Source organism: Streptomyces sp. NBRC 109706 (genome assembly GCF_000974485.1).
Taxonomy (GTDB): Bacteria; Actinomycetota; Actinomycetes; order Streptomycetales; family Streptomycetaceae; genus Streptomyces.
Map to the genome: position 1 here is coordinate 514448 of NZ_BBOM01000008.1, position 17437 is coordinate 531884.

Annotated in this window: 8 protein-coding genes; all 8 read left to right on the plus strand. The window is 75.6% G+C overall.

All coding sequences use genetic code 11. The features are described from left to right. Positions 1 to 72: 72 nt before the first annotated feature. The 8 genes from AOM46_RS19360 (at position 73) to AOM46_RS19395 (ending at position 17428) form a co-directional block, all read left to right on the plus strand. Positions 73 to 1101, plus strand: coding sequence for a nitronate monooxygenase family protein (locus tag AOM46_RS19360; protein ID WP_062213603.1), 1029 nt, complete (start codon positions 73 to 75; stop codon positions 1099 to 1101). Between the two features lie 121 nt (positions 1102 to 1222). Beyond that, positions 1223 to 1984, plus strand: a complete 762-nt coding sequence (locus AOM46_RS19365; RefSeq protein ID WP_062213811.1) for a dioxygenase — start codon at positions 1223 to 1225, stop codon at positions 1982 to 1984. A 5-nt stretch (positions 1985 to 1989) separates the two neighbouring features. Then, the gene (locus AOM46_RS19370; protein ID WP_199824007.1) at positions 1990 to 3093 is read left to right on the plus strand and encodes an NAD(P)-binding domain-containing protein; all 1104 of its coding nucleotides are present in this window, start codon (positions 1990 to 1992) and stop codon (positions 3091 to 3093) included. 388 nt (positions 3094 to 3481) lie between these two features. Next, entirely contained in the window at positions 3482 to 10585 is a 7104-nt protein-coding gene (locus AOM46_RS19375; protein WP_062213604.1) for a type I polyketide synthase, read from the plus strand. Positions 10586 to 10590: 5 nt separating this feature from the next. Continuing rightward, on the plus strand, positions 10591 to 15084 hold the full coding sequence (locus AOM46_RS19380; RefSeq protein ID WP_107080121.1) for a type I polyketide synthase: 4494 nt from the start codon (positions 10591 to 10593) through the stop codon (positions 15082 to 15084). Further along, positions 15081 to 15434, plus strand: a complete 354-nt coding sequence (locus AOM46_RS19385) for an acyl carrier protein (RefSeq protein ID WP_234313860.1) — start codon at positions 15081 to 15083, stop codon at positions 15432 to 15434. Before AOM46_RS19380 ends, AOM46_RS19385 begins: the two co-directional genes overlap by 4 nt. 3 nt (positions 15435 to 15437) lie before the next feature. Beyond that, complete coding sequence (locus AOM46_RS19390) at positions 15438 to 16247, plus strand: alpha/beta fold hydrolase (protein ID WP_062213606.1); 810 nt, start codon at positions 15438 to 15440, stop codon at positions 16245 to 16247. Next, on the plus strand, positions 16244 to 17428 hold the full coding sequence (locus AOM46_RS19395; protein WP_062213608.1) for a glycosyltransferase: 1185 nt from the start codon (positions 16244 to 16246) through the stop codon (positions 17426 to 17428). The genes AOM46_RS19390 and AOM46_RS19395 overlap by 4 nt, the downstream gene beginning before the upstream one ends. Positions 17429 to 17437 lie beyond the last annotated feature (9 nt).

Consider the following 17437-nt stretch of genomic DNA (forward strand, 5'->3'; position numbering starts at 1 on the left):
GTGTCCGGCGGCGGCCGATCCGGCACACTCGCAGCATCACGACCGCCCGCCCGTGCCCCAGGAGCCGCCGCCATGCCCCTCCTCCACCGACTCGGCCGCACCCTGCCGTTGGTCGCCGCCCCGATGGCGGGCGGGCCCAGCACCCCCGAGCTGGTGCTGGCCACCGCCCGCGCCGGCGGCCTCGGCTTTCTCGCCGCCGGCTACCGGACCCCGGACGCCCTCGCCGCCCAGCTCACCGGCGTCCGCGCGGCGGGCCTCCCGTTCGGTGTCAACCTCTTCGCCCCCAACCCGGTGCCGGTCTCCGCGGCGGACCATCTGGCCTATGCCGAGCTGCTGCGCCCCGAGGCGGAGCGGCACGGGCTGAGCCTGCCCGCCGCGCCCGTCAACGAGGACGACGATCACTGGGCCGCCAAGATCGAGCTGCTGCTCGCCGACCCGGTGCCCGTCGTCTCCTTCACCTTTGGCCTGCCCGAGCCCGGCGTGGTGGCGGCGCTGCGGGCGGCCGGCAGCATCGTGCTGGGGACGGTCACCTCGCCCGCCGAGGCCGGGGCGGCGGCCGGGATCGGCGTCGACGGGCTGATCGTCCAGGCGGCCGCCGCCGGCGGCCACTCCGCCACCCTCACCCCGGGACGGCCGGTCGCCGAGATCCCGCTGCCCGATCTCGTCGCCGCCGTCCGCCGCGTGACGGAGCTGCCGCTGATCGCCACCGGCGGGCTGGCCACCCCGGCCGATGTGGCCGCCGCGCTCCGCGCCGGCGCCGAGGCCGCCGCGGTCGGCACCGTGCTGCTGCGTACCGAGGAGAGCGGCGCGTCCGCGCCGCACCGGGCCGCGCTCGCCGATCCGGCCTTCACCGGGACTGTGCGCACCCGCGCCTTCACCGGGCGCCCCGCGCGCGCCCTGCGCAACCGTTTCATCGAGCGGTACGGCCCGGCCGCGCCGCTGGGCTATCCCGCCCTGCACCACCTCACCGGCCCGCTGCGCCGAGCCGCCACCGCCGCGGGGGACACCGATCTGATCCATCTGTGGGCCGGCACCGGCTACCGTCAGGCGCGCGCCGAGCCCGTCGCCGACACCCTGGCCCGGCTGGCCGCCGACCTCTGACCGCCCACCGTTCCGCACGCTCCCGCCGCGCGGTACCCTGGACACCAAGAAGTTGAACCTTCAATGAGTTTCTGAGGAGACAGGAGAGGTCCCCGTGTCGCTCGCACCTCATCCCGAACGGATGCCCGCGCTCTACCTCTCCCATGGTGCGCCACCGCTGGCGGACGACGCGCTCTGGCCCGACCAGCTCGCCGCCTGGGCGGGCACCCTGGCCCGGCCCACCGCCATCCTGATGGTCTCCGCGCACTGGGAGGAGGCCCCCCTCGCTCTCGGCGCCACCCGGCCGATGCCGCTCGTCTACGACTTCCGGGGCTTCCCCGAGCGGTACTACCAGGTGCGCTACGCCCCGCCCGGCGCCCCCGAACTGGCCGCCGACATCCGCAAGTTGCTCCGTTCCCCCGGGCTTCCGGTACAGGATGTGCCGGATCGGGGGCTCGACCACGGGGCCTATGTCCCGCTGGTGGAGATGTATCCGGAGGCCGATGTCCCGGTCCTGCAGATGTCCCTGCCCACCCTCGATCCCGAGCGGCTGATGGACGTCGGCCGCCGCCTCGCGCCGCTGCGCGACCAGGGCGTCCTGATCATCGGCTCCGGCTTCTTCACCCACAACCTGGCCGCGCTCCAGGAGGGCGGCATCCCCGCCTGGTCGGCCGACTTCGACGACTGGGGCCGCCGGGCCCTCGACGCCGGAGACGCCGACGCACTGCTGGACTTCGCCCACGCCTCCCCGTCGGGAACCCTCGCCCACCCGCGCACCGAGCACTTCGCGCCGCTGTTCGTCACCATGGGCGCGGCCGACGCCGCCGGCGAGCTGACCAGCCAGCGCAGCGTCATCGACGGCTTCTGGATGGGACTGGCCAAGCGGTCGGTCCAGTTCGGCTGACCGCCGTGTCCACCGCCGAACGCCGCGCCACGGTGCTGGTCATCGGTGCGGGCCAGGCCGGTCTCTCGGCCGGCTACCACCTCAAACGACGGGGCTTCGCCAGCGCCCTGACCGATCCGGCGGCGGCCCGCACCTTTGTCGTGCTGGACGCCGAGGCCGGCGCCGGCGGCGCCTGGCGGCACCGCTGGGAATCGCTGCGGATGGCGACGGTCAACGGGATCTTCGATCTGCCGGGCTTCCCACGGCCCCCGATCGACCCCGCCGAGACCAGCCGCGCCGCCGTGCCCCGTTACTTCGAGGACTTCGAGAAGGCGACGGAGCCGCCGATCCTCCGCCCGGTCAATGTCACCGCCGTCACCAGGGCGGACGCCGACCCGCACGGCGATCTGCTGGTCGAGTCGGACGCCGGCCGCTGGCGCGTCAGGGCGGTCGTCAACGCCACCGGCACCTGGAACAACCCGGTGCTGCCGCGTTACCCGGGCCAGGAGACCTTCCTGGGCCGGCAGTTGCACACCCGGGACTATGTGTCGGCCGACGAGCTGGCCGGTTCCCGGGTCGCGGTGGTGGGCGGCGGGATCTCCGCGATCCAGCAGCTGGAGGAGATCTCCCGGACGGCCACCACCTACTGGTACACCCGCCGCGAACCCGTCTTCCTCGACGCCGAGTTCCGCCCCGAGGAGGAGGGACGCAGAACCATCGAGCGGGTCCGCGCCGATGTGGAGGCCGGCAATGTCACCGGCAGCGTCGTCTCCTACACGGGGCTCATCTGGACGTCCTACGCGCTGGCCGCGAAGGAGCGGGGCGCCCTGGCGCGGCGCCCCATGTTCACCGCCGTCGAACCACGGGGGGTGCGCGAGGCCGACGGCTCGTTCACCCCGCTCGACGCCATCCTGTGGGCCACCGGGTTCAAGGCGGCGCTGCGGCATCTCGACCCCTTGGGGCTGCGCAACGCGCGCGGCGGCATCACGATGCGCGGCACCCGGGTCGCGGCCGAACCGCGCGTCCATCTGATCGGCTTCGGCCCCTCCCAGTCCACCGTCGGCGCCAACCGCGCCGGCCGCGACGCGGTACGGGAGCTGGCCGGCGCCACGTTCGCCGGAGCACGCTGAGCCGGGGCGGGCTGACTGGAACGGGCTGAACCCGGGGCGGGCGTCGGCCCGCGCGCGGGAGGGGACGCTCACGAGACGTGCCCGGCTCCCGGCGGCCCGGGGAGGTCCCGCGAGACGCCGGTCCGGGAGGCCGAGACCGTGCATCCGGACGTCGGTTTTCGGCCGACCATCGCATTACATATGCATGTCATTCCCGTGTGGTCCGTGTTGATCACATGTGACACCCCGAAGAACCCCCTCGTCGCGGGGAGGTGCCGCCCGGCCGTGCGACGACATGTTCAACAGTGGGTAACGTGCCTTTCTCGCTGGGTGGTTGACCGTCCGGGTCTACGCGCGTGTAATTCCGTCGTCCCCCTGCTGGTTCTCCTCTCGCGACATCTGGAGTGTCATGCGATCCCCGGAGTTCGGCGCCCCACCCTCCCCGTCCCCGGTACCGCTCGTTCTCGCGGTGAACCCCCTCCACCGCCCCGCTCCCCGGCTGACGGCCGCCGCCGTCCGGGCCGGCGCCCTCGGCGTGCTGGAGCTGCCCGACCACGACGCACCCGGCGCCGCCCGAGCCCTGAGCACGACCTGCCGCTGGGCGAAACGCCCCTTCGCGGTCCGTGTCAGGCCGGGATTCCCCCTGGCGCCCGACGATCTTCCCGACCTCGTCCGGACCGTGCTGCTCGCCGACCAGGACCGCTCGCCCGTTGACTTCCCCGGCCGGCGGGTGCTGGTCGAGGTGGTCGACCTCGCCGGCGCCGAACGCGCCCTCGCGCGGGGCGCGTTCGGGCTGGTGGCGCGGGGCGCCGAGGCCGGCGGACGGGCGTCGGAGCTGAGCAGCTTCGTGCTGCTCCAACAGCTCATCGCCGCCCTGGCGGACCGGGCTCCGATCTGGGCCGCCGGCGGCATCGGCCCCGGCACCGCGGCCGCCGCCCTGGTCGGCGGCGCCGCCGGCGTCGTGCTGGACACCCAACTCGCCCTGCTGGCCGAGGCGGAGGTGCCCGCCGACGCCGTCGAGGCGCTGGGCGCCAGCGACGGCACGGAGTCGGTCGCCTGGTTCGGCCAGCGGGTGCTCTCCACCCGGCGCGGCCGCCAGGGCCCCGAGCCCGCCGACGAGGCGGAGCTGGCCGCCCGGCTCGCACCCGGCGGCGATCTGCTGCCGGCCGGTCAGGACGCCTTCCTGGCGGCCGAGTTCGCCCGCCGCTGGCCCACCCTGAGGGCCGTGGTGCGCGGCGTCAGGGCCGCCGTCGCCGACGCCGTGCGCGACGACGCCGCGGCCGACGCGCTGCGCCCCGGCGCGCCGGGCGCCCGTTCCCTGGGCACCGAACTGCCCCTCGTCCAGGGGCCGATGACCCGGGTCAGCGACCGCGCCGAGTTCGCCGCCGAGGTCGCCGACGGCGGCGGCCTGCCGTTCCTCGCGCTGGCCCTGTCCAGCCCCGAGCACACCCGCGAACTGCTGACCAGGACCCGCGACGCCCTGGGCGGGCGGCCCTGGGGCGTGGGCATCCTCGGCTTCGCCGACGAGGCCACCCGCACCGGACAGCTCGCCGTGGTACGGGAGTTGGCGCCCTCCCACGCGATCATCGCCGGCGGCCGCCCGTCCCAGGCCGCGGCGCTGGAAGAGGCCGGCATCGCCGCGTTCCTCCACGTTCCCTCGCCCGGGTTGCTGCGGCAGTTCCTGGCCGCCGGGGCGCGCAGGTTCGTCTTCGAGGGCGCCGAGTGCGGCGGCCATATCGGCCCTCGCCACAGCTTCGCGCTGTGGGAGGCACAGCTCGCCGTCCTGCTGGAACACCTCGCGTCCGCGCCGGGCGACGAGCTGACCGTCCTGCTGGCCGGCGGCATCCACGACGAGCGCTCCGCCGCGATGGCGGCCGCCCTGGCGGCGCCGCTCACCAGGGCCGGCGTCTCCGTCGGCCTGCTGATGGGCACCGCCTACCTGTTCACCGAGGAGGCGGTGACGGCCGGCGCCGTGCAGCCGCTCTTCCAACGGCAGGTCGTCGAGGCCACCGGTACCGACCTGCTGCGCACCGCCCCCGGGCACGCCACCCGCTGCGCCCGCAGCGCGTTCGCCGACGAGTTCGGCCGGCTGCGCGAGCGGCTGCGCGCGGACGGGGTCGAGGAGCGCGAGGTATGGGAGCGGCTGGAGCAGTTCAACGTCGGCCGGCTGCGGCTGGCCAGCAAGGGCGTGGAGCGGGTCGGCCACGAACTGCGCGCGGTGGACGAGGAACGGCAGCTGGCCGAGGGCATGTTCATGGCCGGCGACGTCCTCACGCTGCGACGGGAGGTCACCTCGGTGGCCCGGCTGCACCACGCGGTGAGCGAGGGCGCGGCGCGGCTGGCCGGCCGTCAGGCGGGTCGGCTGCGCGGGAACGAGGAGCTGTTCCCCGCCGCCGCCATCCCGGAGCCACCGGCGCCGCTGCGGGTCGCGGTGGTCGGCATGGCGGGGATGTTCCCCGGCGCGGAGGACCTGACCGCCTTCTGGTCCAACGTCCTGGCAGGCCGCGACAGCGTCACCGAGGTCCCCGTGGAGCGCTGGGACCCGGAGCGCTACTACGCGCCGGACGGCGCCGGCGAGCGCACCCCGTCCAAATGGGGCGGTTTCCTGCCGGACATCCCCTTCGACCCGCTGCGGTACGGCATCCCGCCGGCCTCCCTGGCCAGCGTCGAACCCGTGCAGCTGCTCGCCCTGGAAGCCGCCAGACGGGCCCTGGACGACGCCGGGTACGAGGGGCGCGACCACGACCACGCCCGCACCTCGGTGGTCTTCGGCGCCGAGGCCGGCAGCGACCTGTCCAACGCCGGAGTGCTGCGCGCGGTGCTGCCCGCCTACACCGGCACCGTCCCGCCCGGGCTCGACGAGCAACTGCCCCGGCTGACCGAGGACTCCTTCCCCGGGGTGCTGGCCAATGTCATCGCCGGACGGATAGCCAACCGGTTCGACCTGGGCGGCGCCAACTACACGGTGGACGCTGCCTGCGCCTCCTCGCTGGCCGCCGTCGACGTGGCCTGCAAGGAACTGCGCGCCGGCACCAGCGACCTGGTCCTGTGCGGCGGCGCCGACCTGCACAACGGCATCAACGACTACCTGCTCTTCTCCTCGGTGCACGCGCTCTCCCCCTCAGGACGCTCCGCCACGTTCGACAGCGGAGCCGACGGCATCGCGCTCGGCGAGGGCGTGGCCTGCGTGGTGCTCAAGCGCCTTGAGGACGCCGAGCGGGACGGCGACCGGGTCTACGCCGTCATCGACGGCGTGGGCAGCGCCAGCGACGGCCGTGCCCTGGGCCTGACCGCGCCGCGCCCGGAGGGCCAGCGGGCGGCGCTCACCCGGGCCTACCGCAACGCGCGGGTGTCACCCGCCGAGGTGGGGCTGGTCGAGGCGCATGGCACCGGCACCGAGGTTGGAGACCGCACCGAACTGGCCACCCTCACCTCGCTCTTCGAGGAGGCGGGCGCGCGTCCCGGCGGCTGCGTCGTCGGCTCGGTCAAGTCGCAGATCGGGCACACCAAATGCGCCGCCGGCCTCGCCGGTCTGGTCAAGACGGCCCTCTCGCTCCACCACGGGGTGCGCCCGCCGACGCTGCACGTCAACCGGCCCAACGAGGCATGGGACGCCGAGCGCAGCCCGTTCGCCTTCCACACCCGCCCCCAGCCGTGGGCGGCCGAGCCGGCGCGCCGGGTCGCCGGGGTCAGCGCCTTCGGCTTCGGCGGCACCAACTTCCATGTGGTGCTGCGCGGTTACGACCAGCCGCCCACCGCCCACGGCTTCGACGTGTGGCCGGACGAGCTGTTCGTCTTCCGGGGCGCGACGCCCCGGGCGGCGGTGCGCGCGGTCACCGCGCTCGGCCAGCTCGCCGGGCGTGGCGAGGGCTGGCGGCTGCGCGACCTCGCGCGCCACGCGGGGCGTCGGGCGGACGCGGCGGCCTCGCGTGGCGAGCCCGTCCGGATCGCCCTGGTCGCGGGCGACCTCGACCGGCTCACCGAACTGCTGCGCCGCGCCGCCGAGGGGGAGCACGCCCCGGCCGACGGCCTCTACCAGGCCGGTGAACATGCCGGCGATCAGGTCGGCGAGGCGCGGGATCAGGAGGCGGCCGGCAGCGGCGAGTTGGCGTTCCTCTTCCCCGGGCAGGGCTCCCAGCGCCACGGGATGCTCGCCGAACTGCTGGTCGCCTTCCCCGAGTTCCAGCGCTCCCTGCAACTGGGCTCCCGGTGGGCGGACGCCCTCTACCCGCCGGCCGCCTTCGACGAGGCGACCAGAGAACGTCAACTGGCCGCGATCACCGATACCTCCGTCGCCCAACCAGCCCTGGGCATCGTGGAGTTGGCCGCCGCCGAACTGCTCGACTCACTGGGGGTGACCCCGCGCGCGGCGGCCGGCCACAGCTATGGCGAGCTGGTGGCGCTCGGCGTCGCCGGGGTGTTGAGCCCCGAGGACATGCTGACCGCCAGCGCCGCGCGGGCCGACGCCGTCCTGGGGCAGGTCCAGGACGGCGACCCCGGCACCATGGCGGCCGTCAAGGCGGGCGCCGCCGAGGTCCAGGCGGTGCTGGCGGGGCTCGAAGGGGCCGAAGGCCACGGCGTGACCGTCGCCAACCACAATGGGCCCCGGCAGACGGTGATCTCGGGCCCGACGGACGCCGTGCACCGGGCGGTGGCCGCGCTCCGCGAGGCCGGGCTCAGCTCCAGGTCGCTGACGGTGGCCTGCGCCTTCCACAGCCCGCTGGTCGGTGGGGCCGGCGAGGTGTTCGCCCGCCATCTGTCGCGGGTCCCGGTGGGCCGGGCACGGTTCCCCGTCTGGTCCAACGAGACCGGCCGCCCCTACCCGGAGGACGCCGCCGCCGTGCGCGCCGCGCTCGCCGGCCAACTCGGCGCCCCCGTCCGCTTCGTCGACCAGATCGAGGACATGTACGCCGCCGGCGTGCGGGTCTTCCTCGAAGTCGGCCCCGGCCGGGTGCTCGGCCGGCTGGTGGACGAGATCCTCGGCGACCGCCCGCACCGGACCGTCACCCTCGACGGCGGGCGGCGCGCCGGACTGTCGGGCCTCCTCCACGCGCTGGCCCAACTCGCCGTCGCCGGCGTGGACCTGCGCACCGAACGACTCTTCCGCGGCCGGGACGCCCTCGACCCCGCGACCGCGCCGCGCCCGGTGACGCCCCGCTGGACGGTGAACGGCTGGCTGGTCCGGCACGCCGACGGCAGCCCGCTGCCCGGCGCCCTGCAACCCCCTCGTGCCCTTACGGAGCCTCTTGTGTCCCAGCCCTCACCCCTCGGAGCAGGAGCCGGACCCACCGGCTCGGACGCCCTGATCGCCGAATTCCTGCGCGGCAGCCGGGAGATGGTCAGCGCCCAGCGGGACGTGCTGCTCAGCTACCTCCAGGCCCAGGGCGCCCCCGTGCACGTCGCCCCCCTCGCCGTGGCGCCGGCCGCACCGCAGGTGCCCGTCGCCCTGGCCCCCGCCCCGAGCCCGGTGGTTCGGCCCGCGCCCGCCACCGCGTCCGGAGCGCCTGCCCGGGAGTCGGTGTTGGACGCGGTGTTGGCGGTGGTGTCGGAGCGGACCGGTTATCCGTTGGAGATGATCGAGCCGGGGTTGGATCTGGAGGCGGATCTGTCGATCGATTCGATCAAGCGGGTGGAGATCGCGGGGGAGTTGGCGACTCGGCTGGGTCTGCCGGCGGATGGCGGCGCGGATGTGGACCGGTTGGGTACGGCGCGTACCGCCGCCGCTCTGGCCGAGCTGCTGGCCGGCGCGGTCGCCACCCCGGCCGTCCCGGCCGCCCCCGTGGCTGCGCACTCCCGGGAGTCGGTGTTGGACGCCGTGCTGTCGGTGGTCGCCGAACGCACGGGCTACCCACCGGAGATGATCGAGCCGGGGTTGGATCTGGAGGCGGATCTGTCGATCGATTCGATCAAGCGGGTGGAGATCGCGGGGGAGTTGGCGACTCGGCTGGGTCTGCCGGCGGACGGTGGCGCGGATGTGGACCGGTTGGGTACGGCGCGTACCGCCGCCGCTCTGGCCGAGCTGCTGGCCGGCGCGGTCGCCACCCCGGCCGTCCCGGCCGCCCCCGTCGCGTCCGCCGTGCCCGCCGGGGTGGCGCCCCAGCGGCTGGAGTTCGTCGAACGCGAGCTGTCCACCGAAGGCACCGACGCCCCGCCCGCCGGCGCCCGCGTCCTGCTGGTCGGCGAGGGCCCGTTGGCCGCCGTGCTCACCGACCGGCTCGCCGCCCTCGGCGTCACCGTCGTCAACGATCCGGCGCCGGCCGGCGACACCCCGGTCACCGTTGTCCACCTCGGCCCCTGGGCGGACGCGGAGTTCTCGCTGCCCGACGCCTTCCCCGGCATCAAGGAACTCCTCGCCGCCGGCCCGGCGCGGCTGCTCGCCGTCGAACGGCGGGGCGCCGCCAGCGGCCTGCGCGGGTTCTTCCGCTCGCTGGACCGCGAGTACCCGTCGCTGGGCGCCACCCTGCTCCAGGTGCCGGGCGATGCCCCGGCCGGGCGGGTCGCCGAGCTGGTGACGGCCGAACTCGGCGCCGTCGAACGGGCCCCCGTGGTGCTGGCCGAGCCCGGCGCGCGCCGGGCCCCCGAGCTGGCGCCCGCCGAACTCGGCGCCGTCGCGGCCAGGGGCGCCGGCCCCGCCGGCGACGGCACCGCCGAGGCCGCCGCGCTCGACCTGGACCGCTCCTCGGTGCTGCTGCTGGTCGGCGGGGCGCGCGGCATCACCGCCACCTTCACCCGGGCCGTCGCTGCGGCCGCCGGCTGCCAGCTGGAGATCGTCGGGCGCACCCCGGCGCCCGAGGGCGAGGAGAGCCCCGCCACCGCGGGCGCCGCGACCAGGGCCGAACTGCGGTCCGCGTTCCTCGCCCAGGGGCTGAGGAGCCCGGCCGAGATCGAACGGGCCGTCGGCGCGCTGCTCGCCGAGCGGGAGGTGCGCGCCACCCTCGCCGAGGCCGAGCGGCTGGGCGCCACCGCGCGCTACCGCTCGCTTGACGTCCTGGACGAGGAGGCCGTCCGCGCCGTCGTCAAGGACGTCCAGGCCGAACACGGCCGGCTCGACGGAGTGGTGTACGCGGCGGGCGTCATCGAGGACCGGCTCGTCGCGGAGAAGACGCCCGAGTCGTTCCGCCGGGTGTTCGCCACCAAGGTGGACGGCGCCAGGACCCTGCTCGCCGCGCTGGAGACGCTGCCCGGGCAGCCGCGTTTCCTGGTCCTCTTCGGCAGCATCGCCGGCGCCCTCGGCAACCGGGGCCAGAGCGACTACGCGGCGGCCAACGACGCCCTCCAGGAGCTGGGCCGCGCCTGGTCGGGCGAGGGCCGGCGCGGGCTGACCGTGCACTGGGGCCCCTGGGCGGCCGACGACCTCGGCGGCGGCATGGTGACCCCCGAGCTGGCCCGCTCCTACGCCGAGCGCGGCATCAGCCTGATCGACCCGGAGGAAGGGCCGCTGAGCCTGCTGCGGGAGCTGGCCTGGGGCTCACCCACCCAGCACGCGGTGGTCTACACGGCCTCGGGGTGGTGAGCGCCGTGCCGCACCGCACGCCGGTCGCGATCGTGGGCATGTCCGTGCTGTTCCCCGGCGCCCCCGATCTGGACACCTACTGGCACAACATCAGCAACGGCGTCGACTCCGTCACCGAGATCCCCCCGGGGCGCTGGGACCCGGAGTTCTACGCGCCGGACGCCGCCGGTCGCGCCGACCGGGTCTACTGCCGGCGCGGCGGGTTCGTGGACGACGGGGCGGTCGTCGACGCCGCCGCCCTGGGCGTGATGCCGAACTCGGTGCCGGCCACCGAGCCCGACCAGCTGATCGCGCTCCAGGTGGCGCACCGGTCGATCGAGGATGCCGGCGGCCCCGACACGCTGCCGGGCGACCGCTCCCGGGTGGGCGTGGTCCTGGGCCGGGGCGGCTATCTGACGCCGGGGCTGGCCCGCCTCGACCAGCGGGTCCGAACGGCCGGTCAACTCATCCGCACGCTCAGCGAGTTGATCCCTGAGCTGTCAGGGGAACGGCTGGCCGGGATCCGGGAGGCGTTCGTCGAACGGCTGGGCCCCGAGCGGCCCGAGTCCGCGATCGGCCTGGTGCCCAACCTGGCGGCCTCCCGGGTCGCCAACCGACTCGATCTGCGCGGCCCCGCCTACACCGTGGACGCGGCCTGCGCCTCGTCGCTGATCGCCGTGGACCACGCGGTGCGCGAACTCGACGCCGGCGCCTGCGATCTGATGCTGGCCGGCGGCGTCCACCACTGCCACGACATCACCCTGTGGAGCGTCTTCAGCCAGCTGGGCGCGCTCTCCCGAAGCCAGCGCATCCGCCCCTTCGACCGGGCCGCCGACGGCGTGCTCATCGGCGAGGGCACCGGGGTGGTCGTGCTCAAGCGCCTCGCCGACGCCGAGCGCGACGGCGACCGGGTCTACGCCGTGATCCGTGGCACCGGGGTGGCCAGCGACGGCCGCTCGGCCAGCCTGCTCAACCCCGACCCGGGCGGGCAGGCCCGCGCGGTGCGGCTGGCCTGGCAGGCCGCGGGACTCGACCCCCGGACCCCCGACGCCCTCGGCCTGCTGGAGGCGCACGGCACCGCCACCCCGGCCGGCGACTCCGCCGAACTGGCCACCCTGGCCGAGGTGTTCGGCACCGGCGACGGCCGGGGCGCCAGGGCGGCGATCGGCTCGGTCAAGTCGATGATCGGCCACACCATGCCGGCCGCCGGGATCGCCGGCCTGGTCAAGGCCGCGCTCGCCCTCCACCACCGGACCCTGCCCCCCACCCTGCACTGCGAGGAACCCCACCCCGCGCTGGCCGCAACCCGGTTCCGGCCGCTGGCCGAGGCCGCGCCCTGGGACGAGACGACCACCGGGGCGCCACGCCGCGCCGGGGTGAACGCCTTCGGCTTCGGCGGCATCAACGCGCACGCCGTGCTGGAACAGGCCGCGTCCCGCCCGGCCGTCGCCGGCCCGGCGGGCCCCCGCGCCCGGGTGGTCGCCGAGCCGGAACGGACGCTGTGGCTGGCCGCCGACGGGCCCGAGGCGCTCGGCGACCTGCTGGCCGCCGACGACGCGACCGTGCTCGGCGCGGGGCTCGACCAGCCGGCGGCGGGCGCCGGCCCTGCCCGGGTGGGGATCGTGGCCCCCGACGCGCGCCGGCTGCTGCTGGCCAGAAAGGCCGTCGCCAAGGGCGGCCCCTGGCGCGGACGGGGCGACGTCTGGTTCGCGCCGCGCCCGCTGCTCGGCGCGGCCGGAGGCCGTACGGCCTTTGTCTTCCCCGGGCTCGAAGCCGAGTTCCAGGCCAGGTCCGAGGAGCTGACCGACTGGTTCGGGCTGCCGGCCACCCCCACCGACGTCGAGGTCGGCGACGTCGGCCGGCACGGCGCCGCCGTCTTCCAACTCGGCCGCACCCTCGACACGGTGCTGCGCCGGCTGCGGGTGGTGCCCGACGCCGTGGCCGGGCACAGCCTCGGCGAGTGGACGGCGATGGCCTGCGGCGGCATCCACACCCCGGAGGAGGTCGACGCCTTCCTCGCCTCCTTCGACCCGGACTCGCTCCGCGTCCCGGGACTGGTCTTCGCCGCGCTCGGCCTGTCCGCCGACCGGGTCCAGGAGGAGCTGGCGGGACGCGACGACATCGTCCTCTCCCACGACAACGCGCGCCAGCAGTCCATGGTCTGCGGCCCCGAGCCCGCCGTCACCGAGCTGGTCGAACGGCTGCGCAAACAGGGCGTCATCGGCCGGCTGCTGCCGTTCCGCTCCGGCTTCCACACCCCGATGCTCGCCCCCTACCTGGGCCCGATCCGCCGCGCCGCCGAGCGGTACACCCTGCGACGGCCTTCCGTGCCGGTGTGGTCGGCGACCACCGCCGCCCCCTTCCCCGAGGAGCCGGCGGCGGTCCGCGAGCTGTTCGTGCGGCATCTGCTGGAGCCGGTCAGGTTCCGGAAGTTGGCCACCGAGCTGCACCGTTCGGGCGTGCGGGCCTTCGTCCAGGTCGGCCCCGGACAGCTGGGCTCGCTGATCGACGACACCCTGGCGGACGAGGAACGCGTCGTGGTCTCCGCCCACAACGCCGCCCGCGACTGCCTGGCCCAGGCCCGGCACGTGGCCACCGCGCTCTGGGTCAACGGCGGCCGGCCCGACGTGACCCCGCTGACCGACCGCGCCACCGCCCGAGGAGCGGCCGGAGCGTCCGGCGCGCCCCGTACCACCCGCCCGGCCCCCGTGCGGCTCGAACTCGGCGGCGCCCTGGTCACCCTGGACCAGCGGGCCCGCGGCGCCCTGGCCGACCTCGTCGGACCGTCGGGCGACGGCGCCCTCGGACGGCTGGGCGCGCTGCGCGCCGCACACCCGATCGCCGCCGAACTGAGCGCGCTGCTGACCGAGACGGCCGACAGCGCCGCCGCCCTCATCGGCGCCCGCGCCACGGCCGCCGCCGTCGCGCCGCCCCGTCCCGCGCCGGCGCCACCACCCCCACGACCGCCGTCCACCCCGCCGACGCTGCGGGTCGGGCTGCGCGAGATGCCCTACCTGGCCGACCACACCTTCTTCCGGCAGCGCCCGGGATGGCCCGATATCGGCGACCGTTGGCCCGTCGTCCCGGCCACCACGGTGCTCCACCACATCGGGCTGATCGCCGAAGGCCTGGCGCCCGGCCGCCGGCTGACCGCGCTCTCCCAGGCGCGGATGACCCGCTGGATCGAGGCCGAACCGGCGCGGGAGATCCCCGTCGAGACCGTACGGCTGGCCGACGACCGGTTCGAGGTGCGGCTCACCGGCCACGCCCGGGCGCAGGCACTCGTCGGATCCGCCTACCCGGCGCCGCCGTCCGTGTGGCGCTTCGACCCGGCCGGCGAACGCACGCCCGAGCTGACGGCCGAACAGCTCTACACCGAACGCTGGATGTTCCACGGCCCGCGCTTCCAGGGCGTCACCGCGCTGACCGCCATCGGCGCACGCCATGTGCGCGGCATCATCACCACCCCCGAGGCACCCGGCGCGCTGCTCGACAACGCCGGCCAGATCCTCGGCTACTGGATCATGGCCACCCAGACCGAACGGACCACCGTCCTGCCCGTCGGCATGGCGGAGGTCTCCTTCCACGGCCCCCACCCGGAGGCCGGCGAGCCGGTGGAATGCCTGGTGCGGATCACCGACCTCGACGACACCACCCTCGTCGCCGACGTCCAACTCGTCCGCGCCGGACGGGTCTGGGCCCAGGTCACCGGCTGGGCGGACCGCAGGTTCGACACCGACCCCGGCATCCGCGCGATGGACCGCTGGCCCGGATCCCACACCCTGTCCACCGCCCGACCCGAGGGCTGGACCCTGGTCCACGAGCGGTGGCGCGACCCGGCGACCAGGGAACTGCTGATGCGCAACGTGCTCGGCGGCGCCGAACGGGAGACCTACCGGACGCTTCCGCCGGCCCGCACCCGCCAGTGGCTCCTGGGACGCATCGCGGCCAAGGACGCGGTGCGCGGCCTGCTGTGGGCCGAGGGCGCGGGGGAGATCTACCCGGCCGAGATCGCGCTGGACAACGACCCCGCCGGCCGGCCCGTCGTCCACGGTGTTCACGGCCGCGCCCCGGGGGAGTTGACCGTCTCCCTCGCCCACCGTGCCGAGGCCGGCGTCGCCATCGCCCGACGCGGCCCCTGCGGCATCGACATCGAGGAGATCGCGCCCCGCCCCCGGAGCACCGTGGAGACGGCCTGCGACCCCGAGGAGCTGGCCCTGCTGGACGAGCTGGTCGAGCGGCACCCGGGGGAGGCGGACGAGTGGTTCACCCGCTTCTGGGCCGCCAAGGAAGCCGTCGCCAAGGCGCGCGGCACCGGACTGCGCGGCCGACCGGCCGACTTCCGGGTCGTCGCGGCGGAGCCCGAACTGCTGCGCCTCACCCATCGCGCCACGCCCTACGCGGTACGGGTACGGCGCGTCAGCAACCCGCCGGGACTCCCCGAGCGGCACTACGTCGTGGCCTGGACCGTCGGCGCCGACGAGCCGGCACCCATCGAGATCAGGAGCGCGCCCCAATGACCCTCACCCCGGCCACCCCGGCCACCGAACAGAGCGACGGCCCCGCCACCTCCCCCGAGGGCGTGCTGGCCGAGATCAGCCGGCTGCTGCGCGAACTCCTCGCCGAGTACGCGCTGGAGGACGCCGAGATCACCCGCGACACCAGCTTCCACGACGACCTGGAGCTGGAGAGCGTCGACCTCGTCACCCTCTCCGGCGCGCTGCGCGACACCTACGGCGACCGCGTCAACTTCGCCGAGTTCATCGCCGATCTGGAACTGGACGAGATCATCGCCCTGACCGTCGGCCAACTGGTGGACCACGTGGTCACCTCACTGAACACCGTCCCGGCCGAGACCACGGGGAGCTGAACCATGACCAGGATTCCCACCGGTGAGATCACCACCCACGTCCAGCGGCTGCCCGCCAGCCGCCCCGAGGGCGCGCACGGCGAGTCGCCGCTGGTCGTCTTCGTCCACGGTCTGCTGACCGACTCCCTCGCCAGCTACTACTTCACGCTCGGCCCCGCCTTCGCCAGGGCCGGGATCGACGTCATCATGTACGACCTGCGCGGCCACGGCCGCAGCGAACGCCCCCGCACCGGCTACCGGTTGGAGGACTTCGTCGGCGATCTGGCCGGCCTGCTCGACGCCCTGGGCGAGCGGCGCCCGGCCCATGTGGTCGGCAACTCCTTCGGCGGCACCATCGCCACCGCCTTCGCCGCCTGGCACCCCGAGCGGGTGGCCAGCGCGACCATGATCGAGGCGGAGCCGCCCGTTTCCGAGTGGACCCGGCACATGGCCGAAGGGCTCGCCGACGCCCGCCGCCGGCTCGCCCAGGAGGAGGTCATCGGCTGGATCGCCGCCAACCACGGCGCCCACACCGCCCGGCTCTCCCGGGTGGCCTCCCGCATCCTCGCCACCACCACCCTCGCCGACGACGTGCCCCGCAGCCGGGTCGTCGACGACAGCCTGACCGCCATCGGCTGCCCGCTGCTGGCGATCTTCGGCGACGAATCCGGCCTGGCCGCCCAGGTGCCCACCCTCTCCGCCGCGCTGCCCGGCTGCCGCACCGTGGTCCTCCCCGACCAGGGCCACTCGGTGCTGGTGGAGCGGACCGACGAGACCCGCGCCCTGGTGCTGGACTGGGTCCTGGAACACGCGCTGGCGGGGGTGGGGGCGTGAGCCGTCTCCTGCTGGTGGTCCCGCCACTGGTCGGACACATCAACCCGCTCGTCGGCGTTGCCGCCGAACTGCGCCGGCGCGGCCACCAGGTGGCCTGGGCCGGGCACGCCGAACAGATCCGGGCGCTCAGCGGCTCGGACGACCCGGTGTACGCATGCCCGATGCCCGACGTCTCCCGCCCGCCCGAGCTCACCGGGCCGGCCGCCTTCCGGCTGCTGTGGCGCGACCTGTTCGTGCCGTTGGCCCGCACCATGGCGCCCGGCGTGCGGGCCGCACTGGACGGGTTCCGGCCCGATCTGGTCGTCTCCGACCAGCACGCCCTGGCCGGCGCGCTGGTCGCCGAGGCCGCCGGCGTCCCCTGGGTGACCACCGTCAGCACCTCGGCCGAACTGGTCGACCCGCTGGCCGGGATGCCCAAGGTGGCCGCCTGGCTCCGGGATCTGCTCGGCCGACTGCGGGCCGAGATCGGCGACCCCGGCGCGACCGGTGACCCCCGGTTCTCGCCGCACGGCTCCCTCGCGTTCACCAGCGGCGTGCTGGTCGGCGACCGGCCGCTGCCTGGCCCCGGGATCGAACTGGTCGGGCCGGTCGTGGCCGACCGGCCCGAGGGGGACGACTTCCCCTGGGACCGGCTGGCCACCGACCTGCCCCTGGTCCTGGTGAGCCTCGGCACCGCCAACACCGACGTGGGCGAGCGCTTCCTCCGGGAGGCGCTGACGGCGCTGGGCGCGGCCCGGGGCCGGCTGGCCGGCGTGCTGGCCGACCCCGGCGGCCTGCTGGCCGGAACCGAGCTGCCACCGAACGTGCTGGTCCGCCCCCGGGTGCCGCAACTCGCCCTGCTGAAGAGGGTGTCGGCGGTGGTGAGCCACGGCGGGCACAACACCGTCTGCGAGTCGCTGTGGCACGGCGTCCCGCTGGTGGTGGCGCCGATCAGGGACGACCAGCCGATCGTGGCCGGGCAGGTGGTCGAAGCGGGCGTCGGCGTGCGGGTCCGCTTCGGCCGGGTCACCGCGAGCGGCCTCGGCGCCGCCCTGGAGACCGTGCTCGACCCGGCGGCCGGCCACCGGGCGGCGGCCCGCGAAGCGGCCCGCGCCCTGCGGGCCGCCGGCGGCGCCGCCTCGGCGGCCGACCACCTGGAGCGCGTCGCCGCCGTCCACGCCCCCGCGCCGGCCACGCGCTGACCGCCCCGC

Coding starts and splice junctions, on each gene's coding strand:
- AOM46_RS19385 (WP_234313860.1), top strand. CDS start 15,081: ATGACCCTCACCCCGGCCACCCCGGCCACCGAACAGAGCGACGGCCCC.
- AOM46_RS19365 (WP_062213811.1), top strand. CDS start 1,223: ATGCCCGCGCTCTACCTCTCCCATGGTGCGCCACCGCTGGCGGACGAC.
- AOM46_RS19375 (WP_062213604.1), top strand. CDS start 3,482: ATGCGATCCCCGGAGTTCGGCGCCCCACCCTCCCCGTCCCCGGTACCG.
- AOM46_RS19390 (WP_062213606.1), top strand. CDS start 15,438: ATGACCAGGATTCCCACCGGTGAGATCACCACCCACGTCCAGCGGCTG.
- AOM46_RS19360 (WP_062213603.1), top strand. CDS start 73: ATGCCCCTCCTCCACCGACTCGGCCGCACCCTGCCGTTGGTCGCCGCC.